Origin of the sequence: Citrobacter sp. Cu231, from assembly GCF_030332265.1 — a bacterium.
Classification (GTDB): Bacteria; Pseudomonadota; Gammaproteobacteria; order Enterobacterales; family Enterobacteriaceae; genus Citrobacter; species Citrobacter meridianamericanus.
Map to the genome: position 1 here is coordinate 192,239 of NZ_JAOWIE010000027.1, position 26,921 is coordinate 219,159.

Genomic DNA, 26,921 nt, shown 5'->3' on the forward strand with positions numbered 1-26,921 from the left:
TTATTTATCAGCGGTATTACTTTGCTTTTTTTTCCGGAGTTATCAATTTCTCATTTGAGAAATTGAGGACCTGCTATTACCTAAAATAAAGAGATGAAAATGTCTGAATTAAAAATTGCCGTAAGCCGTTCCTGTCCTGATTGTTTTTCTACGCAGCGTTCCTGCGTAAATATCGATGAAAGTAATTTCATTGATGTTGCTGCCATCGTGTTATCCATCAATGATATTGAACGAGGAAAACTCGATGAAATTGACGCCACCGGCTACGGCATTCCCGTTTTTATCGCCACCGAAAATGAAGAGCGTGTTCCAGCAGAGTATCTGCCACGGATCTCCGGCGTATTCGAATGCAATGAAGCCCGCTCAGCATTTTATGGTCGTCAGTTAGAAACCGCCGCCAGCCACTACGAAACGCAGCTACGTCCCCCATTCTTCCGCGCATTGGTCGATTACGTCAATCAGGGTAACAGCGCATTTGATTGTCCTGGTCATCAGGGGGGCGAATTTTTCCGTCGCCATCCTGCGGGTAATCAGTTTGTGGAGTACTTCGGCGAAACGCTTTTCCGCTCTGATTTGTGTAATGCCGATGTGGCAATGGGTGATTTGTTGATCCACGAAGGTGCGCCTTGCATCGCCCAACAGCATGCGGCCAAAGTGTTCAACGCGGATAAGACCTACTTTGTCCTGAACGGAACCTCATCATCAAACAAAGTGGTGCTTAACGCGCTGCTCACCCCAGGCGATCTGGTGTTGTTTGACCGCAACAACCACAAGTCAAACCACCACGGCGCGTTATTACAGGCTGGGGCCACGCCGGTCTATCTGGAGACTGCACGCAACCCGTACGGCTTTATCGGCGGGATTGACGCTCACTGCTTTGAAGAAAGCTATCTGCGAGAAAGGATCGGTGAAGTCGCGCCAAAACGTAAAAATGATGTCCGTCCATTCCGACTGGCCGTGATTCAGTTAGGTACCTACGATGGCACTATCTATAACGCGCGTCAGGTAGTGGATAACATCGGTCACCTGTGCGACTACATCCTGTTTGACTCCGCGTGGGTGGGCTATGAGCAGTTCATTCCGATGATGGCCGATTGTTCTCCATTGTTGCTGGATCTGAATGAAAACGATCCTGGTATTCTGGTCACCCAGTCGGTACACAAACAGCAGGCGGGTTTCTCCCAGACATCGCAGATCCACAAAAAAGACAGCCATATTAAAGGCCAGTCTCGCTACGTGCCCCATAAACGAATGAATAACGCGTTCATGATGCACGCCTCCACCAGCCTGTTCTATCCGCTCTTTGCCGCGCTCGACATCAACGCCAAAATGCATGAAGGCGTCAGCGGGCGCAACATGTGGATGGACTGCGTCGTCAACGGAATTGATACGCGTAAATTGATCCTGGAAAACTGCCACCATATCCGGCCATTTGTGCCTGAGATGGTGGAAGGTAAACCGTGGCAGGCTTATTCCACCGCTGAAATTGCCAGCGATCTACGTTTCTTCCATTTTGTTCCTGGTGAACACTGGCATGCCTTTGAAGGCTACGCCGAACACCAGTACTTTGTGGATCCATGCAAACTGCTGCTCACCACACCGGGGATCAAAACGCGTAACGGCGAATATGACACGTTCGGCGTTCCGGCCACCATTCTGGCTAACTTCCTGCGGGAAAATGGCGTAGTTCCCGAAAAATGCGACCTTAACTCCATCCTGTTCCTGATGACCCCGGCAGAAGATATGGCGAAGATGCAGCAACTTGTCGCCCTGCTGGTGCGTTTCGAAAAACTGCTGGAAGCCGATGCCCCGCTGGCTGAGGTTCTGCCCTCTCTCTACAAACAACATGAAGCCCGTTATGCCGGTTATACCCTGCGTCAGCTGTGCCAGGAAATGCACGATTTGTACGCCCGTCACAACGTGAAACAGCTTCAGAAAGAGATGTTCCGTAAGGATCATTTCCCGCGCGTCAGCATGAATCCCCAGGAGGCCAACTACGCCTATCTGCGCGGTGAAGTTGAGTTGGTGCGACTACCGGACGCGGAAGGCCGAATCGCCGCGGAAGGTGCGTTGCCTTATCCTCCTGGCGTGCTGTGTGTGGTTCCGGGTGAAATCTGGGGTGGTTCAGTATTGCGTTACTTTAGCGCGCTGGAAGAGGGAATCAATCTGCTGCCGGGTTTTGCGCCTGAACTTCAGGGTGTCTACATCGAAGAACACGACGGGCGTAAACAGGTGTGGTGCTATGTCATTAAGCCAAAAGACGCGCAAGACGATCTGTTGAAAGGGGAAATGTTATGAGCAAAGCCAAATCCAACAAAATGGGTGTCGTCCAGCTCACCATCCTGACCATGGTCAATATGATGGGCTCAGGGATCATCATGTTGCCTACCAAACTTGCAGAAGTCGGCACCATTTCGATCATCTCGTGGCTGGTGACCGCTGTCGGTTCAATGGCACTGGCGTGGGCCTTCGCAAAATGCGGTATGTTCAGTCGTAAATCCGGTGGTATGGGCGGTTATGCTGAATATGCCTTTGGCAAATCTGGTAACTTTATGGCGAACTACACCTATGGCGTTTCGCTGTTAATTGCCAACGTGGCTATCGCTATCTCCGCCGTGGGCTACGGTACCGAACTGTTTGGTGCCACATTGACACCCGTGCAGATTGGCCTGGCCACTATCGGCGTGCTGTGGATCTGCACCGTCGCTAACTTTGGCGGGGCACGTATTACTGGGCAGCTCAGCAGTATCACCGTCTGGGGCGTTATTATTCCGGTTGTCGGTTTGTGCATCATCGGCTGGTTCTGGTTCAGTCCGACGCTGTACGCTAACTCCTGGAACCCACACCACGTCCCGTTCTTCACGGCGGTCGGTTCTTCGATTGCGATGACCCTGTGGGCTTTTCTCGGTCTGGAATCGGCCTGCGCTAACGCCGAAGTGGTTGAAAATCCGGAGCGCAATGTACCCATCGCTGTACTGGGCGGTACGTTGGGCGCGGCAGTGATTTACATCATTTCGACCAATGTGATCGCCGGGATTGTGCCAAATATGGATCTGGCTAACTCCACTGCGCCTTTCGGTTTGGCCTTTGCGCAGATGTTCACCCCGGAAGTCGGTAAAGTGATCATGGCGTTGATGGTGATGTCCTGCTGTGGTTCACTGCTGGGCTGGCAGTTTACTATCGCTCAGGTCTTTAAATCGTCGGCTGATGAAGGTTACTTCCCGAAAATCTTCTCCCGTGTAACTAAAGTGGATGCGCCGGTTCAGGGAATGCTGACCATCGTAATAATCCAGAGTGGCTTATCGCTGATGACCATCAGCCCGTCGCTGAACAGCCAGTTCAACGTGCTGGTCAACCTGGCTGTCGTGACGAATATCATCCCGTATATCTTGTCGATGGCCGCACTGGTTATTATTCAGAAGATGGCGAATGTCCCATCGTCAAAAGCGAAACCAGCAAACTTTGTCGCGTTTATTGGCGCATTATACAGCTTCTATGCACTCTACTCCTCTGGCGAAGAAGCAATGCTGTATGGTTCTATCGTGACTTTCCTCGGCTGGACGCTGTATGGCCTGGTCTCACCGCGTTTTGAACTGAAAAATAAACATAGTTAAATATCGGCACAAAAAAGCCCGGTAGCGCTAGCTTACCGGGCCTATAAAACGCGTCAGTGCGAACAGTACTTACGCGTTTTTCAACACTTCGCTGACAATCTCGACCGCCTCTTTCTCGATCTGCTTGCGGTGCTCTTCACCGAGGAAACTTTCGCAGTAGATCTTGTAAGCGTCTTCTGTACCAGAAGGACGTGCGGCAAACCAGCCGTTGTCGGTCATCACTTTCAGACCACCGATAGAAGCACCGTTACCCGGTGCCGACGTCAGACGTGCGGTGATCGGGTCACCCGCAAGCGTGCTGGCACTCACCATTTCCGGAGACAGCTTAGACAGCGCCGCTTTCTGCGCAGAGGTCGCGCTGGCCTGCAGGCGGTTGTAGCTCGGCGCGCCAAAACGAGCAGCCAGCTCGTTGTAGTGCTCTTGCGGGTTTTTACCGGTCACTGCGGTAATTTCAGCCGCCAACAGACACATGATGATGCCGTCTTTATCCGTTGACCACGGTGTACCATCGAAACGCAGGAAAGAGGCACCCGCGCTCTCTTCACCGCCAAAACCAAAGCTGCCATCAAACAGACCGTCAACGAACCATTTAAAGCCAACCGGGACTTCAACCAGTTTACGCCCTAAAGCATTCACCACGCGGTCAATCATCGCCGAAGAAACCAGCGTCTTACCGACGGCAACGTCTTTGCCCCACTGTGGACGGTGCTGGAACAGGTAGTTAATCGCCACCGCCAGGTAGTGGTTCGGGTTCATCAGACCAGCGGGCGTGACGATGCCATGACGGTCGTAATCCGGATCGTTGGCAAAAGCGAGATCGAACTTGTCGCGCAGCGCCAGCAGGCCCGCCATCGCGCACTCGGAGGAGCAGTCCATACGGATCGCACCGTCTTTGTCGAGATGCATAAAGCGGAAAGTCTGATCAACGTGATCGTTAACAATAGTCAGGTTCAGGTTGTAGTGCTTCGCAATACGCTTCCAGTATTCGATACCGGAACCGCCCAGCGGATCGACACCCAGCGTCAGGCCCGCTTTCTGAATCGCCGCCATGTCGACGATGTCAGCCAGTCCTTCCACGAAAGGCTGCACCAGATCCTGTTCTTTAACATGACCGGATGCCAACGCAGCATCCAGCGACATGCGCTTCACGCCTTGCAGACCGTCGGCCAGCAGCGCGTTGGCTCTGTCTTCAACCACTTTGGTAACATTAGTATCAGCCGGACCACCGTTAGGCGGATTGTACTTAATACCGCCGTCTTCCGGCGGGTTGTGAGACGGCGTGATCACAATGCCATCAGCCAGCGGGCCGCCTTTTTTATTATGGACCAGGATTGCATTCGACACGGCAGGCGTTGGCGTAAAGCCGTTATTTTCCTGCACGATGACATCAACGCCGTTCGCCGCCAGCACTTCCAGTACAGAGATGAAAGCCGGTTCAGACAACGCGTGGGTGTCCTTGCCCACATGGCACGGGCCAGTAATCCCGTTTTTCGCACGCTCTTCAGCAATCGCCTGAGCGATAGCCAGAATATGCGGCTCGTTAAAACTATGACGACCTGCACTGCCGCGATGTCCGGACGTACCGAACTTGACGGCGTGCTCAGCGTTCCCTGCCGTTGGTTTCAGTACGTAGTACTGTGCCGTCAGTTGGGCGACGTTAATCAAATCACTCTGTTGCGCAGGTTGACCTGCACGGTTGTGGATTGCCATTGCCTGGTCCTTCTAATGCAAGGATTAAATTGTTCCGCAAACCTTTTCAATCAATTCCGCAGGGAATTGCATTGACTGCATGATGTGCTCAACCATGCTGCATTTACGGCCGGTATTGGTATTGGTGATCACCCAGTACGGCGTGCCTGGCACGTGCTTCGGTTTGGTTTGATTACCATTTTTCAACAGCGTCTGTTCATCCGCTGCAAAATAAACGCGCGTACGTCCGTGCAACGATTCCGTTGCTTCGGCGAACGCGTTGTGATCCAGTGAATAGAGTGTAGACAGCACCAGCATAAAGCGATTTACTGCTTTCTTCTGTTCAGCGTATTCGTCGGACAGCAGCAGTTCACGCATCGCGCGCACTTTATCTTTTACGGGGTTAACCGGCTTGGCTTCCACGACAGCTTGCACAGCGCGGACTTCTTTTACTACCGGAATGACAGGCTGTGATGCGGCGGAAAATTTCAACATACGCCGTAAAATGTCGGATGCGCTCTCGCCGATATGCTTGGTGTGGCTGGCAATATAGCTATAGAGTTCATCATCAACTTCAATCGTTTTCATCTTAATCCAGTGCAGTGTTTAGCTGAATACAAGTTGTTGGGTCAACACGCGTAGTGTAAAGGCAAATCCCAACAGCGGATAGCGTCAAGCCTGGTGGCACGCAAAACTCGGAGTAACCGTAGTTGTTGCAGCCATGTGGCAGAATGGTCAACATGATACCCTAACCCGTCAGTGTGAAAAAAAGAACTTTGCCATGAAATTGAATATCCGAGCGCAATCTGCGCAAAACCTGCACAATAATTCTCCCATCGTCCTGGTTCACGGCCTGTTTGGCAGTCTGGATAACCTCGGGATCCTGGCACGCGATCTAGTGGCCGATCACGATATCATCCAGGTTGATATGCGAAATCATGGCCTCTCCCCTCGTTCACCTGAGATGAATTATCCGGCTATGGCGCAAGATCTGCTGGATACGCTGGACGATCGGCAAATCGAAAAAGCGATCTTTATTGGTCACTCGATGGGTGGCAAAGCCGTCATGGCGCTGACCGCGCTGGCCCCTGAACGTGTCGAACGGCTGGTCGCCATCGACATTGCTCCCGTTGACTACCATGTTCGCCGCCACGATAAGATTTTTGCTGCCATTAACGCGGTAACTGACGCACAATCCTCTTCACGTCAGCAGGCGGCGAGCGTTATGCGTCAGCACCTGCAAGAAGAAGGTGTGATCCAGTTTCTGCTGAAATCCTTTGTTGACGGCGAGTGGCGCTTTAATGTTCCTGTGCTGTGGGATCAATATCCTCATATCGTCGGTTGGGAGACCATTCCGGCATGGGAGCTCCCGGCGCTGTTTATCCCGGGTGGTAATTCACCGTATGTTACCGAAGCGTATCGTGACCAACTGCTGGCGCAATTCCCGCAGGCTCGGGCGCACGTTATAGCAGGTGCCGGGCATTGGGTGCATGCAGAAAAACCGGAGGCGGTGCTGCGTGCCATCCATCGTTATCTGAATGAACAGGCTAACTGATTAAAAACTCAGCGTCTGTGCGCGATTACGCGCGTGGACGTTGGCGTGTCTCCCCTGCTGATGTATTATGGCGCGCTATCCATCCGGGCAGACGCCTGGCTGATTGTTTCCCCGAAGTCACCAAGATCATGGCCAAAGAACAAACGGACCGTACGACATTAGATCTGTTCGCGCAGGAGCGTCGCCCGGGACGACCCAAAACTAATCCGCTCTCGCGTGATGAACAGTTACGTATTAACAAACGTAATCAGCTTAAACGCGATAAAGTTCGCGGGCTTAAGCGTGTCGAACTGAAACTGAACGCTGATGCCGTTGACGCTCTGAACGAGCTGGCCGAGGCGCGCAACATGAGTCGCAGTGAACTCATCGAAGAGATGCTGATGACCCAACTCAGCGCGTTGCGCGATCAGGCATAGTCTGAATTTCTGCTCTAAATCATAAATCGTGTAGCACAGAGTGCAGTCCTGTGTGTTTGCTGTTTCCGCATGCCTGACTGTTCTGCTATGATTGCCCTTATCCGTGGGCAATGCGCCACCACCATTTCAATAAGTTTCAAGAGGTTATTTTACTCATGGCAATCACTGGCATCTTTTTCGGCAGCGACACCGGTAACACCGAAAATATCGCAAAAATGATTCAAAAACAGCTTGGTAAAGACGTTGCCGACGTTCATGACATTGCAAAAAGCAGCAAAGAAGATCTCGAAGGGTATGACATTCTGCTGCTTGGCATTCCAACCTGGTACTACGGTGAAGCACAGTGTGATTGGGACGATTTCTTCCCTACCCTCGAAGACATTGATTTTAACGGCAAACTGGTTGCATTGTTCGGCTGCGGCGACCAGGAAGATTACGCAGAATACTTCTGCGACGCGTTAGGTACCATTCGCGACATCATCGAACCGCGCGGCGCAACCATCGTTGGTCACTGGCCGACTGCAGGTTATCACTTTGAAGCGTCCAAAGGTCTGGCTGACGACGACCACTTTGTCGGGCTGGCTATCGATGAAGACCGTCAGCCTGAGCTGACCGCAGAGCGCGTAGAAAAATGGGTTAAGCAGATCTCTGAAGAGCTGCACCTCGACGAAATCATCAATGCCTGATTTTGTACGGCGTAGATTTCTATCTGCGCCGCATCAATAGATAAAACCAATCAAAATAATTGCTACAAATTTGTAACTTTTCCGTCTGACCCTGTACAATGGCTGGATGCCAATCGGGTGTTGCACAGTGTGTTTGTCGGCGATACCACGTTTTGATTAACAATATTTGCCAGAGACTTGCAGTTTTCATTTAGCCATGGCAGTTCTATAATGAATCGCATTATCTCAAGTGCAATTTCTGTCACTTCTGTTAATGAAGTGAATCGTTTAGCTACAGGACAGATTCCGCATGACTGACAACAATACCGCATTAAAGAAGGCTGGCCTGAAAGTAACGCTTCCTCGTTTAAAAATTCTGGAAGTTCTTCAGGAACCGGATAACCATCACGTCAGTGCGGAAGACTTGTACAAACGCCTGATCGATATGGGTGAAGAAATTGGTCTGGCGACCGTGTATCGCGTGCTGAACCAGTTTGATGATGCCGGTATCGTGACCCGCCATAATTTTGAAGGTGGTAAATCCGTCTTCGAACTGACTCAACAGCATCATCACGATCACCTCATTTGCCTCGACTGCGGCAAAGTGGTCGAGTTCAGCGATGATTCCATCGAAGCGCGCCAGCGTGAGATTGCGGCTAAACATGGTATTCGTTTAACCAACCATAGCCTGTATCTTTACGGTCACTGCGCCGAAGGTGATTGTCGCGAAGATGAGCACGCGCACGACGGCAAGTAATGTGATGCTTTCTGAAAAGCCAACCATCCGGTTGGCTTTTTTTATGCACGTTTTCAGCCCGTTCCCCCCTTCCCTCCACTCTTGTGTTGCTTTAATGTAAAAATCAATTGTCCCTTCCGGAGAATCGAAATGGAACTTCGCCAGCTACGTTATTTTGTTCGCATTGTCGAAACTGGCAGCATGGGTAGTGCGGCGCTCGATCTCAATATTGGGGTTTCGGCACTCAGCCAGCAAATGTCCCGCCTGGAAAATGAACTTGCTATTCGCCTGCTGCAACGCACCTCGCGTGGCGTGACGCCCACCAGCGCCGGGCTGGCATTTTACGCCCAGGCGCAGCTGGCGCTCCGTCACGCAGACGATGCAATCCTCGCAGCACGAGAATCCCGCCTTTCCGGACACGTCAGCGTCGGCATGGCCCCCAGTACCGCTTCCATTCTCGGCATGCCTTTTATCAACGCCATGCGAGAAACCTATAGTGATGTCCGTCTGCATGTGGTGGAAAGCCTCTCTGGTAACCTGGAACGAATGATCAGCACTCGTCAGATTGACCTGGCCGTTGTGTTTCAAAAAGAAAAGCTCCTGCGCTGGAGCGCCAGACCGATTCTCGAAGAGCGGCTGTTTTTAATTGGCACCCATGCTTTACTGGCTGATATTACTGATGACAATATTGCTCCAGCCCAATTGGCACATATTCCATTGATAATGCCTAGCCCAGGCCACGGTCTGCGCGGCAGGCTGGAAGCGATTTGTCAGGAACACGCGCTACGCATTGAGATCGCAACAGAAATTGATGGTCTGGCGCTACTAATGCGCGCCGTTCGCAGTGGGATCGGCGCTACCCTCCAGCCCGGCGCGGCAATTTCCCATCTCGATAAAGAGACGCTAAGAGTGATCGGCGTCCATAATCCAATACTGAGTCGCCCCAACTTTCTGGTCAGCCTCTCTGACGATGAACTCACCCCGGCGGGGCTCGCAGCCCGCGTGGTGCTGACGAAAGTGATGCATCAACTGGTAGAAGCGGGACGCTGGCCTGGCGCTATCCTTTACAATAACTAAAACCCCCTTTAGCACTGCGTTATAGCGCCCGCACAAGCTGCACGTATACATTTCAATTACAAATTTAACAATTAGTTAAATGGTAATGGAGTATACGATGGTTGACGTTCTGGTGATTGGCGGTGGCAATGCCGCGTTATGTGCTGCCCTAACCGCCCGGGAGCAAGGAGCTTCGGTACTCCTGCTCGAAGCAGCCCCCCGGGAATGGCGCGGGGGAAACTCCCAACACACGCGTAATCTGCGCTGTATGCATGATGCGCCGCAGGATGTGCTGGTGGAAAGCTACCCTGAAGAGGAGTATTGGCAGGATCTGCAGCGTGTCACGGAGGGCAATACCAACGAAGCCCTGGCACGTCTGGTGATCCGCACCTCTTCACAATGCCGCGACTGGATGCACCGACACGGCGTGAATTTTCAACCTCCCCTCTCTGGCGCTTTACACGTGGCGCGAACCAACGCCTTTTTTATGGGCGGCGGGAAAGCCCTCGTGAATGCCTATTATCGCAGCGCAGAAAAGTTAGGTGTGCAAATCCGCTATAACACCCCGGTACAGGCGCTTGAACTGCATAACGGCAAATTCGTGGCGGCGCTGGCGGGCAAAGAGCGTATTACAGCGAAATCCTGCGTGCTTGCCGCTGGCGGGTTTGAATCAAACCGCGAATGGCTACGTGAAGCCTGGGGGGAAAATGAACGCGGTGAGTGGCCTGCGGATAACTTCCTGATTCGCGGCACACGCTTTAATCAGGGCGTACTGCTCAAATTTATGATCGACGCCGGGGCGGACATCATCGGCGACCCCTCCCAGTCACACTGTGTAGCCATTGATGCCAGAGCACCATTATATGACGGCGGAATATGCACCCGCGTGGACTGCGTTTCGCTTGGCATTGTCGTCAACCGTGACGCTGAGCGTTTTTATGATGAAGGCGAAGATTTCTGGCCCAAACGCTACGCCATCTGGGGACGACTGGTCGCCCAACAGCCAGGGCAGATTGGTTACTCCATTATCGACAGTAAGGCCATCGGCCACTTCATGCCACTAGTCTTTCCTGGCGCACAGGCCAATACGCTGGCGGATCTGGCGCATCAGTTGGGTCTCAATGCTGAACGTTTTACCCACACCGTAACGCAGTATAACAACGCCTGCCAGCCAGGCCATTTCGACCATACCATTCTGGATAACTGCACGACGAAAGCGTTAGCCCCCGCAAAGACACACTGGGCGCGACCGCTGGACCAGCCGCCTTACTACGGGTATGCCCTGCGGCCAGGGATCACCTTCACCTATCTCGGATTGAAAGTGAATGAACGCGCTGCCGTACACTTTGCAGGGCTTCCAAGCCGCAACCTGTTCGTCGCCGGAGAGATGATGGCAGGCAATGTGCTGGGCAAGGGCTACACCGCAGGCGTGGGGATGTCGATCGGCACCACTTTTGGCCGCATTGCCGGAAAGGAGGCTGCTCTGGCAGCACAGAAGGAGGTACGTTATGAAACAGCTTGAGAAATTGATCATCGACGCGCAAATCATCACCGAGTCGGAAGCTGAAGTTGAACGTGTGATGCAGGTGTGTAACGCCTGCCGCTATTGTGAAGGATTTTGCGCCGTGTTCCCGGCAATGACGCAGCGTCTGGAATTCGGTAAAGCGGATATCAACTATCTGGCGAACCTGTGCCATAACTGCGGCGCCTGCCTGCACGCGTGTCAGTATGCCCCGCCTCATGAATTTGCCATCAACGTGCCGAAGGCAATGGCGGAAGTCCGGCTGGAAACCTATCAGCACTACGCACAACCCGCCGCCTTTGGTGCGCTTTATCGTCGTGCTGGCGTCACCGTGACGCTGGCACTGGTTTTCGGTCTGATCCTGTTTTTACTTCTCGCCATGGGGTTAAAGGGCTCGTTACTCCATCCTCCACTGGCCGGTGATTTCTATCAAATTTTCCCGCATAACCTGCTGGCCTGGATGTTTGGTTCAGTCTTTATTCTGGCAATCGTTCTGCTAATGGCGGGCGTTATCCGATTCTGGCGCGAAATTTCTCCGGGAATACCGCTTTCCACCGACATTGCTGAAGCCTCACACAATGCGCTGACGCTGAAATATCTCGATGGTGGGCACGGCAAAGGGTGTAACGAAGCAGATGATGCCTTCACCCTGATGCGCCGCCGTTACCATCACTTTACCTTCTACGGTTTTATGCTCTGCTTTGCCGCCACCGTGGTGGCGACGGGCTATCACTATTTCGCAGGTATTGAAGCGCCCTATCCGTTCCTCAGCGTGCCGGTAATATTGGGCACATTAGGCGGTATTGGCCTGATTATCGGCCCAGCGGGTTTGTTATGGCTGAACGTTAAGCGTTCACCGCTGCATGGCGACGCACGGCAAAAACCGATGGATCGCGGTTTTATTTTACTGCTGCTGCTGACCAGTCTGACCGGTTTAGCGCTTCTGGCGGGAAGAGACACGTCATGGATGGCTGTTTTACTCGCCATTCACCTCGGCGTGGTCATGGCGCTCTTTCTGACCATTCCTTACGGAAAATTTGCCCATGGATTTTACCGCTGCGCAGCCTTACTCAAGTGGGCGATTGAGAAACGGCGCGGCAAACAGGCGGGGATCACAGACAACTAACCCGCACACTCTTACCTCTATAAATATTATGATAAGACAGTGGAGCAAACCCAATGACACAACATCCATCGCGTGCCGGAACTTTCGGCGCAATACTGCGGGTAACCAGCGGTAATTTCCTCGAACAGTTCGACTTTTTTCTGTTCGGGTTTTACGCCACCTATATCGCAAAGACCTTCTTTCCCGCGGAGAGTGAATTTGCCGGGCTAATGTTAACTTTCGCCGTTTTTGGTTCGGGTTTCTTAATGCGACCCGTTGGCGCCATTGTACTGGGTGCTTACATCGACAGAATTGGTCGTCGTAAAGGTCTGATGGTAACGCTGGCGATTATGGGCTGCGGTACTCTGCTGATAGCCGTGGTACCCGGCTATCACAGTATTGGTCTGCTGGCTCCCGTGCTGGTATTACTTGGACGATTATTACAGGGATTTTCTGCAGGCGTGGAGTTAGGCGGCGTCTCAGTTTATCTTTCTGAAATCGCCACGCCTGGCAATAAAGGCTTCTACACCAGCTGGCAATCCGCCAGTCAACAGGTCGCCATTGTGGTGGCGGCGCTGATTGGTTATGGCCTGAACGCCACCCTGGGACATGATGAGATCTCGGAATGGGGCTGGCGCATTCCCTTCTTTATTGGTTGCATGATTATTCCTTTGATCTTCGTGCTCCGCCGCTCGCTGCAGGAAACCGAGGCATTTTTACAACGCACGCACCGTCCCGACACCAGGGAAATTTTCACCACTATCGTCAAAAACTGGCGTCTCATCGCTGCAGGCACGCTGCTGGTGGCGATGACCACAACAACGTTTTACTTCATCACCGTCTATACCCCGACCTACGGCAGGGCTGTACTCCACTTGAGCGCGCGCGACAGCCTGGTAGTCACTATGCTGGTCGGGATTTCTAACTTTATCTGGCTGCCGATTGGCGGAGCGATTTCTGACCGAATTGGTCGTCGTCCGGTGCTGATGGGTATAACTGTACTTGCACTGATCACCACCTGGCCGGTAATGCACTGGCTCACCGCCGCGCCAGATTTCACGCGCATGACACTGGTTCTGCTTTGGTTTTCGTTCTTTTTTGGTATGTACAACGGGGCAATGGTTGCCGCACTCACCGAGGTGATGCCTGTCTACGTCCGTACAGTGGGTTTTTCACTGGCATTCAGCCTTGCCACAGCTATTTTTGGCGGCCTTACACCCGTTATATCCACAGCGCTGGTCCAGCTAACCGGGGATAAAAGTTCACCAGGATGGTGGCTGATGTGTGCGGCACTTTGCGGACTCGCCGCTACAGCAATGCTGTTTATCCGGTTGAGCCGGGGTTATCAGCCGCTCGAACATAAACTCTGAAATGCAAACGGGCGGAGAAATCTCCGCCCGTTGTCTTTTTCATTTTTTGAATTACTGCGCGGCATTCTTGCTGCGAATTTCCTGCCAAACTTTGTCACAATCAGCATTAACGGCCTGATCGTTCCCCGTACGTGTGGCCTGGATACACTGCTGATAATCCAGCACACGTACGCTTTCTTCATTGGCAAACTGCTGGTGCTGTTTTTCTTTCTTCAGTACATTCAACACGCTTTGGCAGGCTTCTATTTTTTCCGGCGATCCTTGCGCGGTATTAATACACGCGCTGTAGGCTTCTTTCAGGCGGCTGTCTTCTTTCGGTGCAGGGGATTGCGTACAAGCCACCAGCCCTGATGCCATAACGGCGATGAGTATCAGTTTTTTCATAGCACTTTCCTCAACGAGGCGGCAGGCGCCCGTCCTGCCGCTATTGGCATTAGAAGATGGTGAATGGAGCAATAACGATGAACTTCACGTCGCGCTCATCCTGGAAGATGTTGCCGTAACCACCGCCCCAGCTCGGAATGTCTGAATGGTTGTCGTACTGGGTGAAGTGCAGTTTAAACATAGTGCCCTTCGCACGACCATCTTGCAGGGTGTAGACCGCATCCAGGCTGTAAGAGGACTCTTCGATAGTGCGGTTTTTGTCGTAGTACGCATCCGGGTTGAGCTGCCAGGTCGCTGGTTTGGCATCCCATGCGTAAACGTAGGACGCGCCCACTGCCCAGCCAGGCAGGTTCCAGTTCTTCAGATCATACATTGCGCCGAAGAAAACTGCCTTTTCGCCGTTGGCGTTGAAGTCAGAACGGTTATCCCACCAGATATCCAGGCGACCGTTTGATGAAGCGTAGGTCGGGGTCATACGCTGCAGGAAGTAGCCCTGCTGCCCGTCCGCTTTAACCCAGGTACCTTCCAGACGCAGGTCAACCACTTCCGCTACTTTATAACCGAAGGTCAGCGCCTGCAGCCAGGCCGTACCGTCATAAATATCGTTCACGGTGCGATCGTCAACTTTGTCACGTGCGCCGTAGAACTGATAGCTGGTGGTAAACGGATTACCCCCTAAATCGAATTTGTAGCTGGCTTTGGCGAAGTACTGATCGACGTAGCCCTCTGACTGGCCAAATGCTGCTTCCAGTAACAGGTTATTTTTGAAATCATATTTCGCACCGATTGAGTGCAGGTAATCTACGCTGGTTTTCTTATCGGCCTGATAGAATTTATCCACTTCGGTGTGCCACGGTGCTTTATATTCATTGGCCCACATATAGGAGAAGCTCAGCGCACCAGCATCGCCATAGTCGAAGTTGGCGCCAGCTTCAGCACCCTGATAGGTACCTGGCATAAAGCTCCAGTGCGGAGCCAGCAAAGTCTGTCCGGTTGGTTGAATGTAACCGGCACGCGCCCAGGCTGGACCATATTTAAATTTAGCTGCTGCTTTATAAAGGCTAATCCCGCTCTTATCGCCGGAGTAATCTTCGTCATAGCCTTTATTTTTGGAAGAGAATGCAATTTCGTTTGGATGGCCGCTTTCGCTACTTTCGTTCATTTCAATAGCAGTGAATGCTGCGATATCAATACCAAACATATCAGCCGCGTAACCGGACTGGAAGTCGAGGTTAGCATTCCAGGTGGAGTGAGAAAGGTTGGTTTTGTATTTGTCGTGATCGGTCACATCTTTACGGTCACGCTCACGCTGCCAGTAGTAGATGCCGCCGGTTAAGGTAGAGTCATCAATAAATCCTTCGGCGTGTACCTGGGGAGCGACAACAAAACCCGACATTGCTGTGATACCGGCGATAGCCAGCGCCAGCGTACTACGTTTGCCACTAAACGTACGCATATGTTAATCCTCTTTGACATAAAAATGCTGCCGACAAAAGCGGACAGCGAAAAAAATAAAAAAAGTAGCGCTAAGAAAACCTCAGTGACTACAATGAATAGACTATTTTTCGCGACGCGAATTATCAATCTCTTTCTGTAACGAGTATGTAATAGTATGAGCAACCGCACATATTTGATTGCTTTCTGTTACATTTTCATCGACAGATAAAAAAGCGTTGAAAAGTTGAAAAAATCGCTTGTTTTCCATGAGGATGAAATCGGTTTCAGCCTATTTCATATTGAGGTAAGTTATTTAAACGTAAAAATATTCAGCCATTCCATTATTACAGACATGTAATTAATTCGCTCCGCAAACGGAGCCTGGCGTACGGTTTTTTTGCGAAAAAAAACGCCGCATGACGCGGCGTTTAGACTGGAGGTATTGCGACTTATTCGCCGACTTTAGCCCACGTGTCGCGCAGACCAACGGTGCGGTTAAACACCAGCTTGTCTGCTGTTGCATAGCGGCTGTCCAGACAGAAGTAACCTTCACGCTCAAACTGGAACGCTTTGCCTGCAACCGCAGCCTGCAGCGATGGCTCACCGTAGCCCTGCTTAATAACCAACGATTCCGGGTTAATGACGGACAGGAAGTCTTCCGCCGCGCCTGGGTTTGGAACGCTAAACAGGCGATCGTACAGACGGATTTCAATCGGCAGCGCATGGGACGCGCTCACCCAGTGAATAACACCTTTAACTTTACGACCATCAGCCGGATCTTTGCTCAGGGTATCGGCATCATAGGTGCAGAAAATGGTGGTGATATTCCCTTCCGCATCTTTCTCGACACGTTCGGCCTTGATCACGTAAGCGTTACGCAGACGCACTTCTTTGCCCATCACCAGACGTTTGTATTGCTTGTTCGCTTCTTCGCGGAAGTCTGCACGATCGATCCAAATTTCACCGCTAAACGGTACTTCACGGCTGCCCATTTCCGGTTTGTTCGGATGGTTAGGCATAGTGACCAGCTCGCTTTCGCCCTGTGGGTAGTTTTCGATAACCAGTTTCACCGGATCGATAACCGCCATCGCGCGCGGAGCGTTTTCGTTCAGATCTTCGCGGATACAGGATTCCAGAGAAGCGATCTCAATGGTGTTGTCCTGCTTAGTTACGCCAATGCGTTTGCAGAACTCGCGGATCGCGGCAGCGGTGTAACCGCGACGACGCAGGCCAGAAATTGTTGGCATACGCGGATCGTCCCAGCCTTCAACGTGCTTGTCGGTCACCAGCAGGTTTAGCTTACGCTTGGACATCACGGTGTATTCCAGATTCAGGCGCGAGAATTCGTACTGGCGCGGATGAACCGGAATGGTGATGTTGTCCAGCACCCAGTCGTACAGACGACGGTTATCCTGGAACTCCAGCGTACACAGTGAATGCGTAATGCCTTCCAGCGCATCGCTGATGCAGTGGGTAAAGTCGTACATCGGGTAGATGCACCACTTATTGCCGGTCTGGTGGTGTTCAGCGAACTTGATACGGTACAGCACCGGATCGCGCATCACGATAAATGGCGAAGCCATATCGATTTTCGCGCGCAGACAGGCTTTACCTTCTTCAAAACCACCGGTACGCATTTTTTCGAACAGCGCGAGGTTCTCTTCGACGCTACGATCGCGGAACGGGCTGTTTTTGCCCGGCTGAGTCAGCGTGCCACGGTATTCGCGGATTTCGTCCGCTGACAGTTCGTCAACGTACGCCAGGCCTTTATTAATAAGCTCTACCGCATAGGCGTGAAGCTGATCGAAGTAATCCGAAGAGTAGCGAATGTCGCCAGTCCAGTGGAAACCTAACCATTCAACGTCGTTTTTAATCGACTCAACGTACTCGATATCTTCTTTAACCGGGTTCGTATCATCAAAACGCAGGTTGCACTGGCCCTGGTAATCTTGCGCAATGCCAAAGTTCAGACAAATGGATTTCGCGTGGCCAATGTGCAGATAGCCATTTGGCTCCGGCGGAAAACGTGTATGGATAGTGGTGTGCTTACCACTGGCCAGATCTTCATCGATGATCTGACGAATAAAGTTACTCGGGCGGGCTTCAGCCTCACTCATCGTGGATTCCTCAAAGCGTAAACAACGTATAACGGAACATGATCTTATAAGCGACGTCAGGAGACAACTATTAGTTGCACAAAAAAGGTGTTTCAGCAGGATATATGAGGGTATTTGCTGTAAAAAAAAGCGGCGGAGGATTATCCCCCGCCGCTTGAGGCACTTAACTTACTTTACTCAGGAGCAGTTATTTACCTTTAATTTCATACAGCGGTGTCTGACCAGCAACCACATGACCTTCGGCTTTAATGACCAGCGCGCCGAAATCATCGCTGTTGCTGCACACAACCGGGCTAATCATGGAACGTGCGTTGGCGTTCAGGAACTCCAGATCCATTTCCAGAATCGGTTGACCTGCCGTTACTTCCGCACCTTCTTCAACCAGACGCTTAAAGCCTTTACCTTCCAGCGCTACAGTATCGATGCCCATATGGACCACAATTTCCGCGCCTTTCACGGTTTCCAGGCAGAACGCATGGTTAGTGTTGAAGATTTTCACGATAGTGCCCGCAGCCGGAGCAACCACGATTTTATCGGTCGGTTTTACCGCCACGCCGTCACCTACTGCTTTGCTGGCGAAGGCTTCATCAGGAACCTGTTCCAGTGCAACCACATCACCGGTAATAGGAGAAACCAACGCTTCAACGGTTACCGCGTTCGCGACAGCCTGCGGTTTTGCAACTGGAGCTGCCGCCGCTGGCGCACTTTCACCAAACGCTGCCGCCACCGGACCACGCGCGACAACTTTCTTCATTTCATCGCCAATGGATTCAGCTTTTGCACCCACGATGACCTGAATAGTTTGCTTGTTCAGCTTAACCACACCAGAAGCGCCTAAGCGTTTACACATCGCATCATTTACGCGACCAGAGTCGGCAACGGTCAGACGCAGACGGGTAATACAGGCATCAATCGCTTTCAGGTTATCGGTACCGCCAACCGCTGCAATGTAGCTGGTTGCCAGTTGAGCCAGACCTTCTTCAGTATTGCTGTTCGCTTCTTCAGTGACGATATCGTCTTCTTTATCTTCGCGGCCCGGCGTTTTCAGGTTAAACAGACGAATAACCGCGCTGAACAACACGAAGTAAATAACGAAGAACACCAGCCCCATCACCACCAGCATCCAGACGTTCTTACTTGCTGCCGGCAGGTTGTACATCAACACGTAGTCGATAGCACCTGCGGAGAAGGAGAAGCCCGCGTGGATCCCCAGCAGTGTCGCAACGAACAGGCTGATACCCGTTAACACTGCGTGCAGGAGGTACAGCAGCGGAGCCAGGAACATGAACAGGAATTCCAGCGGCTCGGTAACACCAGTCAGGAATGCAGTGATCGCCACGGACAGCAGCATACCGCCAACCATCGGACGACGTGCTTTTGGAGCCGCGAAGTACATCGCCAGCGCCGCACCCGGCAGACCAAACATCATGATCGGGAAGAAGCCAGACATGAACATACCCGCAGTACCGTCACCCGCATAGAAGCGGTTGATGTCACCGTGGAATACGGTTCCTGCGGCGTTAGTAAATTCGCCAATCTGGAACCAGGCGATGGTGTTCAGAACCTGATGCAGACCGGTTGGGATCAGCAGACGGTTGATGAAACCAAAGATACCTGAACCCAGCGCGCCAGCGCCTACGATCCACTCACCACCCGCGTGGATGGCGTTCTGCACCGGCGGCCACACGTAGCCAAAGATTGCAGCCAGCACCAGACAGAAAAAGCCAGTGGCGATCGGCACGAAGCGTTTGCCGCCAAAGAAGCTCAGGAAGTCAGGCAGTTTGATACCAGACCAGCGGTTATAGACGGCGCCGCCGACCAGACCGGTAATGATACCCGCCAGCACACCCATGTTGATGGCTGGGTTAATGGTAACCATTGCTTTGGTCAATATGAAATAACCGACCGCACCCGCCAGCGCTGCCGCACCTGCGCTGTCTTTTGACCAGCTGGATGCCACACCGATCGCGAAAATTAACGCGAGGTTATCAAAAATGGCCCCACCCGCTTGCGCGATGAAGGGTACGTTAAGTAAATCTGGTTGGCCGAATCGCAGCAGCAGTGCCGCGACTGGCAGCACAGCGATGGGGAGCTGTAACGCCCTACCCAGCCGCTGGAAAAAACCTAAAATATTCATTTTATTCCCCCTACGAGACCCCGATTAGGCTTCTTTGAAGCCATATTTTTATTGTGCGACCATTCCTGACAACAAGATTCTGGAACAACGATATTAACCATTCATCTACATTCAGAGTGTGTGAAAATTTAATTCGTATCGCAAATTAAAAGCATGTTTTTTGTGATTCCAGTCACCAAATATCGTTATTAACCCTCCCTTTCACTGGCTAACTACGAAAACTTATTTTATCATTCAAAAAATCGAAACGGATTGATCCTTACCGATGCAAAACCAAGTTACGCTTAATACTGCACAGAGACTCAATCCGCCAATTGCTTACATTTACTTTTGAGGTGAAGAATGAGACTGATCCCCCTGAATACCGCTGAACAAGTCGGCAAATGGGCTGCTCGCCATATCGTTAACCGTATTAACGCGTTCAAACCAACGGCAGATCGTCCGTTCGTTCTGGGCCTGCCGACTGGCGGTACTCCGCTGACAGCCTATAAAGCATTAGTCGAAATGCACAAAGCGGGCCAGGTGAGCTTCAAACATGTTGTCACTTTCAACATGGATGAATATGTAGGCCTGCCGAAGGAACATCCGGAAAGCTATCATAGTTTCATGCATCGTAACTTCTTTGATCACGTTGATATTCCAGCAGAAAACATCAACCTCCTCAATGGTAATGCGCCGGATATTGATGCAGAATGCCGTCAGTACGAAGAAAAAATCCGTTCTTACGGTAAAATCCACCTGTTCATGGGCGGTGTAGGTAATGATGGTCACATCGCGTTCAACGAACCGGCTTCCTCTTTGGCTTCCCGTACCCGCATCAAAACGCTGACTCACGACACGCGTGTTGCTAACTCACGCTTCTTTGACGGTGACGTAAACCAGGTGCCTAAATATGCGCTGACCGTTGGCGTGGGTACTCTGCTGGATGCTGAAGAAGTGATGATTTTGGTTCTGGGTCACCAGAAAGCGCAGGCCCTACAAGCCGCCGTTGAAGGCAATGTTAACCATATGTGGACCATCAGTTGCCTGCAGTTGCATCCGAAAGCCGTTGTGGTCTGCGATGAGCCTTCCACCATGGAACTGAAAGTGAAAACGCTGAAATACTTTAACGAGTTAGAAGCGGAAAATATTAAAGGTCTGTAATTGATGTCTCCGCCCTGTCGATGAGTTGCAGGGCGGCATTTTTTGAAATCGGGGGTCGGAATGTATGCTTTAACCCAGGGCCGGATCTTTACCGGTCACGAAATTCTTGATGACCATGCGATTGTTGTCGCCAATGGCCTGATTGACAGCGTTTGCCCACTGGCTGAGTTACCGTCAGGAATTGAACAGCGCTCACTGAATGGGGCCATTATTTCCCCCGGTTTTATCGATGTACAGCTAAACGGCTGCGGCGGCGTACAGTTTAACGATACGGCAGAAGCCGTAACCGTTGAAACGCTGGAAATCATGCAGAAAGCCAATGAAAAATCGGGCTGCACCAGCTTCCTGCCAACGCTTATCACCACCAGCGATGACCTGATGAAGCAGGGCGTTCGCGTCATGCGTGAATACCTGGCGAAACACCCGAATCAGGCATTAGGGCTTCATCTGGAGGGTCCTTGGCTGAATCTGGTGAAAAAAGGCACGCATAATCCGGGATTTGTCCGTCAACCGGACGCTGCGCTTGTCGATTTCCTGTGCGATAATGCCGATGTCATCACTAAAGTGACGCTGGCGCCAGAAATGGTTCCGGTAGAGGTCATCACCAAACTGGTGAATGCCGGTATTGTGGTTTCTGCGGGTCACTCAAATGCAACGGTCAAAGAAGCCAAAATCGGCTTCCGCGCAGGCATCACCTTTGCGACCCATTTGTTCAACGCGATGCCGTACATTACCGGTCGTGAACCGGGACTGGCGGGCGCAATTCTTGATGAAGCCGATATCTACTGCGGTATCATCGCCGATGGCCTGCACGTTGACTACGTTAACATTCGTAATGCCAAGCGCCTGAAAGGCGACAAGCTGTGCCTGGTCACCGACGCGACCGCGCCAGCAGGTGCAAACATTGAACAGTTCATTTTCGCTGGTAAAACAATATACTACCGCAATGGATTGTGCGTTGATGAGAACGGTACGTTGAGCGGTTCATCATTAACCATGATTGAAGGCGTACGCAATCTGGTCGAACATGCGAATATCGCTCTCGACGAAGTCCTGCGCATGGCAACGCTCTACCCTGCTCGCGCCATTGGCGTCGACAAACAACTCGGCAGCATCGCGCCAGGCAAAGTAGCCAACCTGACTGCGTTCACGCACGACTTTAAAATTATCAAGACCATCGTTAATGGCAACGAGGTCGTTACTGAGTAAGAGAAAGAATGACACCAGGCGGACAAGCTCAAATAGGTAATGTTGACCTCGTAAAACAGCTTAACAGCGCGGCGGTTTATCGCCTGATTGACCAGCATGGGCCAATCTCGCGAATTCAAATTGCCGAGCAAAGCCAGCTTGCCCCCGCCAGCGTAACCAAAATTACGCGTCAGTTGATCGAACGCGGGTTGATCAAAGAAGTCGATCAGCAGGCCTCCACCGGGGGCCGCCGCGCTATCTCCATCGTCACCGAAACCCGCAATTTCCACGCGATTGGTGTGCGACTGGGCCGTCACGATACCACGCTCACGCTCTATGACATGAGCAGTAAAGTGGTCGCTGAAGAGCACTACCCTCTCCCGGAGCGTACCCAGGAAACGCTGGAGTATGCGCTGCTCAACACCATTGCCTCCTTTATTGAGAGCTGCCAGCGGAAAATCCGCGAGCTGATTGCGATTTCCGTCATCCTGCCAGGCCTGGTTGACCCTGAAAGCGGCGTTATTCGCTATATGCCACACATTCAGGTTGAAAACTGGGGGCTGGTCGAAGCGCTTGAAAAACGCTTTAAGGTCACCTGCTTTGTCGGTCACGATATTCGCAGTCTGGCGCTGGCCGAGCACTATTTCGGGGCAAGTCAGGATTGCGAAGACTCCATTTTGGTGCGTGTTCACCGCGGAACCGGCGCGGGAATTATTTCCAATGGTCGCATTTTCATCGGTCGCAATGGCAACGTAGGTGAGATTGGTCATATTCAGGTAGAACCGCTGGGTGAGCGCTGTCACTGCGGTAATTTCGGCTGTCTGGAAACCATTGCGGCTAATGCTTCTATCGAACACCGCGTACAAAACTTGCTAAAACAAGGCTATCCAAGTCGGCTCACGCTGGATGATTGCAGTATCAAAGCCATCTGCAGGGCAGCGAATAAAGGCGACAATCTGGCAGCAGAAGTCATCGAGCACGTTGGTCGACACCTGGGTAAAACCATCGCTATCGCCATCAACCTGTTTAACCCGCAAAAAATCGTCATTGCAGGCGAAATTACCGAAGCGGATAAAGTGCTACTACCAGCCATAGAGAGCTGTATCAACACGCAGGCGTTGAAGGCGTTTCGTCACAATTTACCGGTGGTTCGTTCCACGCTGGATCACCGCTCCGCCATTGGCGCCTTTGCGCTGGTGAAGCGTGCAATGCTCAACGGGACTTTGCTGCAACGTTTGCTGGAAAGCTAATACATGTCATCCTTCAAGCTGCCTCTGCGTTAGCTGCATCTGCTCAGCCCGGTCACTTACTTCAGTAAGTTCCAGGGGTTCGCAGACTTGCCGCCTTGATGCAACTCGAATGATGTCGTGTATTTTGTGTATAGTAATGCCTTCTTTTTTTAATGTCGGATTGTCCATGGCCATTAAGAATGTAATTTGTGATATCGACGGCGTGCTGATGCACGACAATGTTGCCGTACCGGGTGCGGCAGAATTTCTGACCGGGATTCTGGAAAAAGGTCTGCCGCTCGTTTTGCTGACTAACTACCCTTCACAGACCGGGCAAGATCTGGCCAACCGCTTCGCCACCGCAGGTGTGAATGTCCCCGATAGCGTCTTTTATACTTCTGCCATGGCTACCGCTGATTTTCTTCGTCGCCAGGAAGGTAAAAAGGCCTATGTGGTAGGTGAAGGAGCGCTGATCCACGAACTGTATAAAGCCGGATTTACGATTACCGACGTGAACCCGGATTTTGTGATTGTTGGCGAGACGCGTTCCTATAACTGGGACATGATGCATAAAGCCGCCTATTTTGTGGCTAACGGCGCCCGTTTCATCGCCACAAACCCGGATACTCACGGCCGTGGCTTTTATCCTGCCTGCGGTGCGCTGTGCGCCGGTATCGAAAAAATCTCTGGCCGTAAGCCGTTTTATGTGGGGAAACCCAGCCCGTGGATTATTCGTGCAGCGCTCAACAAAATGCAGGCGCACTCGGAAGAGACGGTTATCGTTGGCGACAACCTGCGTACCGATATTCTGGCGGGCTTCCAGGCGGGTCTCGAAACCATCCTGGTATTATCTGGCGTATCGACGCTTGATGACATCGACAGCATGCCGTTCAGACCGAGCTGGATTTACCCGTCCGTTGCTGAGATAGACGTCATTTAATCCCCCTGGCCGGATAACACCACCTGCAAGTTACCCGGCCTGAAAAATCCATCCATTCAATAAAATCACCATTTCATTGCTGATTCATCAATAACAATGTTCATTACATAATCTTTTTTCACCAATCCACAATGACCATTGCGTTTTTTATTTTCTGACCCGTAATTCGCTTGCGCCCTCTCCCGCTTTGCGGCATTTTCTTTATCAAGCAAACAAAAAAAAGCATCACGCAACAGGTTAACGGAGAAGGTTATGTGTTCTATTTTTGGCGTATTCGATATTAAAACTGACGCAGTTGAACTGCGTAAAAAAGCCCTGGAATTGTCTCGTCTGATGCGCCATCGCGGCCCGGACTGGTCGGGTATTTACGCCGATGATAACGCCATTCTGGCGCATGAACGTCTGTCCATCGTCGACGTCAATGCCGGAGCTCAACCGCTGTACAACGTAAAGAAAACGCATATCCTGGCAGTTAACGGTGAAATTTATAACCATCAGGCGCTGCGCGCTGAATACGGCGATCGCTACCAGTTCCAGACCGGTTCCGACTGCGAAGTTATCCTCGCGCTGTACCAGGAAAAAGGCCCAGAGTTCCTGGATGACCTGCAAGGCATGTTTACTTTTGCCCTGTACGACAGCGAGCAGGACGCTTATCTGATCGGTCGCGATCATATTGGGATCATCCCGCTATATATGGGTTACGACGAGCACGGTAACTTCTACGTCGCGTCTGAAATGAAAGCCCTTGTTCCTGTATGCCGCACGATCAAAGAATTCCCGGCAGGTAGCTATTTATGGAGCAAAGACGGCGAAATTCGTCAGTACTACCAGCGCGACTGGTTTGAATATGATGCGGTTAAAGACAACGTTACCGATAAAAACGAGCTGCGTCAGGCGCTGGAAGATGCGGTGAAAAGTCACCTGATGTCAGATGTTCCTTACGGTGTATTGCTGTCCGGCGGTCTGGATTCTTCGGTCATTTCCGCAATCACCAAAAAATACGCGGCACGTCGTGTTGAAGATCAGGAACGTAGCGAAGCATGGTGGCCGCAACTGCACTCCTTCGCCGTCGGCCTGGAGGGCGCACCAGATCTGAAAGCCGCACAAGAAGTGGCGAACCATCTGGGTACCGTGCACCACGAGATCCACTTCACCGTGCAGGAAGGTCTGGATGCTATCCGCGACGTGATTTATCACATTGAAACTTACGATGTCACAACCATTCGCGCCTCGACGCCAATGTACTTAATGTCGCGTAAAATTAAAGCGATGGGCATTAAAATGGTGCTGTCGGGTGAAGGTTCGGACGAAGTGTTTGGCGGCTATCTCTATTTCCACAAAGCGCCGGATGCAAAAGAGCTGCATGAAGAGACCGTGCGCAAGCTACAGGCGCTGCATATGTTCGACTGCGCTCGCGCCAACAAAGCCATGTCAGCCTGGGGCGTGGAGGCTCGTGTGCCCTTCCTGGATAAGAAATTCCTTGATGTGGCGATGCGCATCAACCCGCAGGATAAAATGTGCGGCAACGGCAAAATGGAAAAACATGTTCTGCGCGAATGTTTTGAATCCTACCTGCCGGCAAGCGTCGCATGGCGGCAGAAAGAGCAGTTCTCTGACGGTGTCGGTTACAGTTGGATTGATACACTGAAAGAAGTCGCTGCTGAACAAGTTTCTGACCAACAACTGGAAACCGCCAGCTTCCGTTTCCCGTACAACACGCCATCATCTAAAGAGGCGTATTTGTATCGTGAAATTTTCGAAGAGCTGTTCCCGGTTGCGAGCGCGGCGGAATGTGTACCTGGCGGGCCGTCGGTTGCCTGTTCTTCGGCCAAAGCGATCGAATGGGATGAAGCGTTTAAAACCATGAACGATCCTTCAGGTCGTGCAGTTGGCGTACACCAATCCGCTTATAAATAAGTTAATCCCTGGAAAAGGGCCCTGCGGGGCTCTTTTTTTATGTCTGTTTTCTGTGCAAAAAAACAATTAATAACTAATAATTGCCGAATATTGCGTCATGCTGTTCGCAACCTAACCAAACAGTCACATTCCAGCTATTTTCAATGAAAAAGGGGTTGACGCTTCAAGGCTCAATACGCATAATGCGCCCCGCAACGCCGATAAGGTTACGCGAAAAAAAGATGGCTACGTAGCTCAGCTGGTTAGAGCACATCACTCATAATGATGGGGTCACAGGTTCGAATCCCGTCGTAGCCACCATCTTTTTTGCGGGAGTGGCGAAATTGGTAGACGCACCAGATTTAGGTTCTGGCGCCGCAAGGTGTGCGAGTTCAAGTCTCGCCTCCCGCACCATTCACCCGTAAGCGTTGCACGGATGGGGTATCGCCAAGCGGTAAGGCACCGGTTTTTGATACCGGCATTCCCTGGTTCGAATCCAGGTACCCCAGCCATTTTTTCTTCGATATAGCGGTTCACCGCAACGGTCATTGGGGTATCGCCAAGCGGTAAGGCACCGGTTTTTGATACCGGCATTCCCTGGTTCGAATCCAGGTACCCCAGCCATCGAAGATTAAGTAGTATATGGCTACGTAGCTCAGCTGGTTAGAGCACATCACTCATAATGATGGGGTCACAGGTTCGAATCCCGTCGTAGCCACCAT

The 26,921-nt window shown here is 51.7% G+C and carries 22 protein-coding genes and 5 tRNA genes; 21 read left to right on the plus strand and 6 right to left on the minus strand.

Features of this window, described 5'->3' with window-relative positions:
- Positions 1 to 99 precede the first annotated feature (99 nt).
- Complete coding sequence (speF, locus tag OGY15_RS02765) at positions 100 to 2,298, plus strand: ornithine decarboxylase SpeF (protein WP_286538125.1); 2,199 nt, start codon at positions 100 to 102, stop codon at positions 2,296 to 2,298.
- A complete protein-coding gene (potE, locus tag OGY15_RS02770; protein WP_151219527.1) occupies positions 2,295 to 3,614 on the plus strand; it encodes a putrescine-ornithine antiporter in 1,320 nt (439 codons plus the stop codon). Before speF ends, potE begins: the two co-directional genes overlap by 4 nt.
- Before the next feature lie 69 nt (positions 3,615 to 3,683).
- Here potE and pgm read toward each other — a convergent pair whose 3' ends face one another.
- On the minus strand, positions 3,684 to 5,324 hold the full coding sequence (gene pgm, locus OGY15_RS02775) for a phosphoglucomutase (alpha-D-glucose-1,6-bisphosphate-dependent) (protein WP_286538127.1): 1,641 nt from the start codon (positions 5,322 to 5,324) through the stop codon (positions 3,684 to 3,686).
- 24 nt (positions 5,325 to 5,348) lie between these two features.
- Complete coding sequence (seqA, locus tag OGY15_RS02780; RefSeq protein ID WP_151219526.1) at positions 5,349 to 5,891, minus strand: replication initiation negative regulator SeqA; 543 nt, start codon at positions 5,889 to 5,891, stop codon at positions 5,349 to 5,351.
- 193 nt (positions 5,892 to 6,084) lie between these two features.
- Between seqA and ybfF the strand changes: the two genes are divergently transcribed.
- From ybfF to OGY15_RS02825, 9 genes are all read left to right on the plus strand, one after another.
- Entirely contained in the window at positions 6,085 to 6,858 is a 774-nt protein-coding gene (gene ybfF, locus OGY15_RS02785; protein WP_286538129.1) for an esterase, read from the plus strand.
- A 128-nt stretch (positions 6,859 to 6,986) separates the two neighbouring features.
- On the plus strand, positions 6,987 to 7,274 hold the full coding sequence (ybfE, locus tag OGY15_RS02790; protein ID WP_151225090.1) for a LexA regulated protein: 288 nt from the start codon (positions 6,987 to 6,989) through the stop codon (positions 7,272 to 7,274).
- A gap of 155 nt (positions 7,275 to 7,429) precedes the next feature.
- The gene (gene fldA / locus OGY15_RS02795) at positions 7,430 to 7,960 is read left to right on the plus strand and encodes a flavodoxin FldA (protein ID WP_003022839.1); all 531 of its coding nucleotides are present in this window, start codon (positions 7,430 to 7,432) and stop codon (positions 7,958 to 7,960) included.
- 210 nt (positions 7,961 to 8,170) lie between these two features.
- Entirely contained in the window at positions 8,171 to 8,257 is an 87-nt protein-coding gene (locus OGY15_RS02800; protein ID WP_049259739.1) for a ryhB-regulated fur leader peptide, read from the plus strand.
- Positions 8,250 to 8,696, plus strand: a complete 447-nt coding sequence (fur, locus tag OGY15_RS02805) for a ferric iron uptake transcriptional regulator (RefSeq protein ID WP_003022836.1) — start codon at positions 8,250 to 8,252, stop codon at positions 8,694 to 8,696. Before OGY15_RS02800 ends, fur begins: the two co-directional genes overlap by 8 nt.
- Positions 8,697 to 8,825: 129 nt before the next feature.
- On the plus strand, positions 8,826 to 9,752 hold the full coding sequence (gene tcuR, locus OGY15_RS02810; protein ID WP_151219523.1) for a tricarballylate utilization LysR family transcriptional regulator TcuR: 927 nt from the start codon (positions 8,826 to 8,828) through the stop codon (positions 9,750 to 9,752).
- A gap of 97 nt (positions 9,753 to 9,849) precedes the next feature.
- The gene (gene tcuA / locus OGY15_RS02815; RefSeq protein WP_286538134.1) at positions 9,850 to 11,253 is read left to right on the plus strand and encodes an FAD-dependent tricarballylate dehydrogenase TcuA; all 1,404 of its coding nucleotides are present in this window, start codon (positions 9,850 to 9,852) and stop codon (positions 11,251 to 11,253) included.
- Positions 11,240 to 12,379, plus strand: coding sequence for a tricarballylate utilization 4Fe-4S protein TcuB (gene tcuB, locus OGY15_RS02820; protein WP_151219522.1), 1,140 nt, complete (start codon positions 11,240 to 11,242; stop codon positions 12,377 to 12,379). Before tcuA ends, tcuB begins: the two co-directional genes overlap by 14 nt.
- A 53-nt stretch (positions 12,380 to 12,432) precedes the next feature.
- Positions 12,433 to 13,728: an MFS transporter gene (locus OGY15_RS02825; RefSeq protein ID WP_187252810.1), complete on the plus strand. Its 1,296-nt coding sequence runs from the start codon at positions 12,433 to 12,435 to the stop codon at positions 13,726 to 13,728.
- Positions 13,729 to 13,779: 51 nt separating this feature from the next.
- On the opposite strand, the gene OGY15_RS02830 is transcribed toward OGY15_RS02825, so the two are convergent.
- The 4 genes from OGY15_RS02830 to nagE all read right to left on the minus strand — a co-directional run bounded on the left by OGY15_RS02830 (position 13,780) and on the right by nagE (position 19,803).
- Positions 13,780 to 14,112, minus strand: a complete 333-nt coding sequence (locus OGY15_RS02830; RefSeq protein WP_003022817.1) for a ChiQ/YbfN family lipoprotein — start codon at positions 14,110 to 14,112, stop codon at positions 13,780 to 13,782.
- A gap of 49 nt (positions 14,113 to 14,161) precedes the next feature.
- Positions 14,162 to 15,568 carry a chitoporin ChiP gene (chiP, locus tag OGY15_RS02835; RefSeq protein WP_151219521.1) on the minus strand — a complete coding sequence of 469 codons (1,407 nt, stop codon included), beginning with the start codon at positions 15,566 to 15,568 and terminating at the stop codon, positions 14,162 to 14,164.
- A 430-nt stretch (positions 15,569 to 15,998) separates the two neighbouring features.
- Positions 15,999 to 17,666 (minus strand): glutamine--tRNA ligase, encoded by a 1,668-nt coding sequence (gene glnS, locus OGY15_RS02840; RefSeq protein WP_210904821.1) that lies wholly within the window; start codon positions 17,664 to 17,666, stop codon positions 15,999 to 16,001.
- A 187-nt stretch (positions 17,667 to 17,853) separates the two neighbouring features.
- The gene (gene nagE, locus OGY15_RS02845; RefSeq protein ID WP_151219520.1) at positions 17,854 to 19,803 is read right to left on the minus strand and encodes a PTS N-acetyl glucosamine transporter subunit IIABC; all 1,950 of its coding nucleotides are present in this window, start codon (positions 19,801 to 19,803) and stop codon (positions 17,854 to 17,856) included.
- Between the two features lie 342 nt (positions 19,804 to 20,145).
- On the opposite strand from nagE, the gene nagB reads away from it, so the two are divergent.
- The 10 genes from nagB (at position 20,146) to OGY15_RS02895 (ending at position 26,920) form a co-directional block, all read left to right on the plus strand.
- Complete coding sequence (gene nagB / locus OGY15_RS02850) at positions 20,146 to 20,946, plus strand: glucosamine-6-phosphate deaminase (RefSeq protein ID WP_085047509.1); 801 nt, start codon at positions 20,146 to 20,148, stop codon at positions 20,944 to 20,946.
- Positions 20,947 to 21,006: 60 nt separating this feature from the next.
- Positions 21,007 to 22,155, plus strand: a complete 1,149-nt coding sequence (nagA, locus tag OGY15_RS02855; protein ID WP_151224925.1) for an N-acetylglucosamine-6-phosphate deacetylase — start codon at positions 21,007 to 21,009, stop codon at positions 22,153 to 22,155.
- An 8-nt stretch (positions 22,156 to 22,163) separates the two neighbouring features.
- Positions 22,164 to 23,384, plus strand: a complete 1,221-nt coding sequence (nagC, locus tag OGY15_RS02860) for a DNA-binding transcriptional regulator NagC (RefSeq protein ID WP_151219518.1) — start codon at positions 22,164 to 22,166, stop codon at positions 23,382 to 23,384.
- A gap of 166 nt (positions 23,385 to 23,550) precedes the next feature.
- Positions 23,551 to 24,303: a ribonucleotide monophosphatase NagD gene (gene nagD, locus OGY15_RS02865; protein ID WP_005121413.1), complete on the plus strand. Its 753-nt coding sequence runs from the start codon at positions 23,551 to 23,553 to the stop codon at positions 24,301 to 24,303.
- A gap of 252 nt (positions 24,304 to 24,555) precedes the next feature.
- Positions 24,556 to 26,220, plus strand: a complete 1,665-nt coding sequence (gene asnB / locus OGY15_RS02870; RefSeq protein WP_286538146.1) for an asparagine synthase B — start codon at positions 24,556 to 24,558, stop codon at positions 26,218 to 26,220.
- A gap of 223 nt (positions 26,221 to 26,443) precedes the next feature.
- Positions 26,444 to 26,520, plus strand: a tRNA-Met gene (locus OGY15_RS02875).
- Between the two features lie 8 nt (positions 26,521 to 26,528).
- Positions 26,529 to 26,613 (plus strand) — tRNA-Leu (locus OGY15_RS02880).
- 23 nt (positions 26,614 to 26,636) lie between these two features.
- A tRNA-Gln gene (locus tag OGY15_RS02885) sits at positions 26,637 to 26,711 on the plus strand.
- Positions 26,712 to 26,748: 37 nt separating this feature from the next.
- Positions 26,749 to 26,823: transfer RNA gene (locus OGY15_RS02890), tRNA-Gln, on the plus strand.
- A gap of 20 nt (positions 26,824 to 26,843) precedes the next feature.
- A tRNA-Met gene (locus OGY15_RS02895) sits at positions 26,844 to 26,920 on the plus strand.
- Position 26,921: the final 1 nt, after the last annotated feature.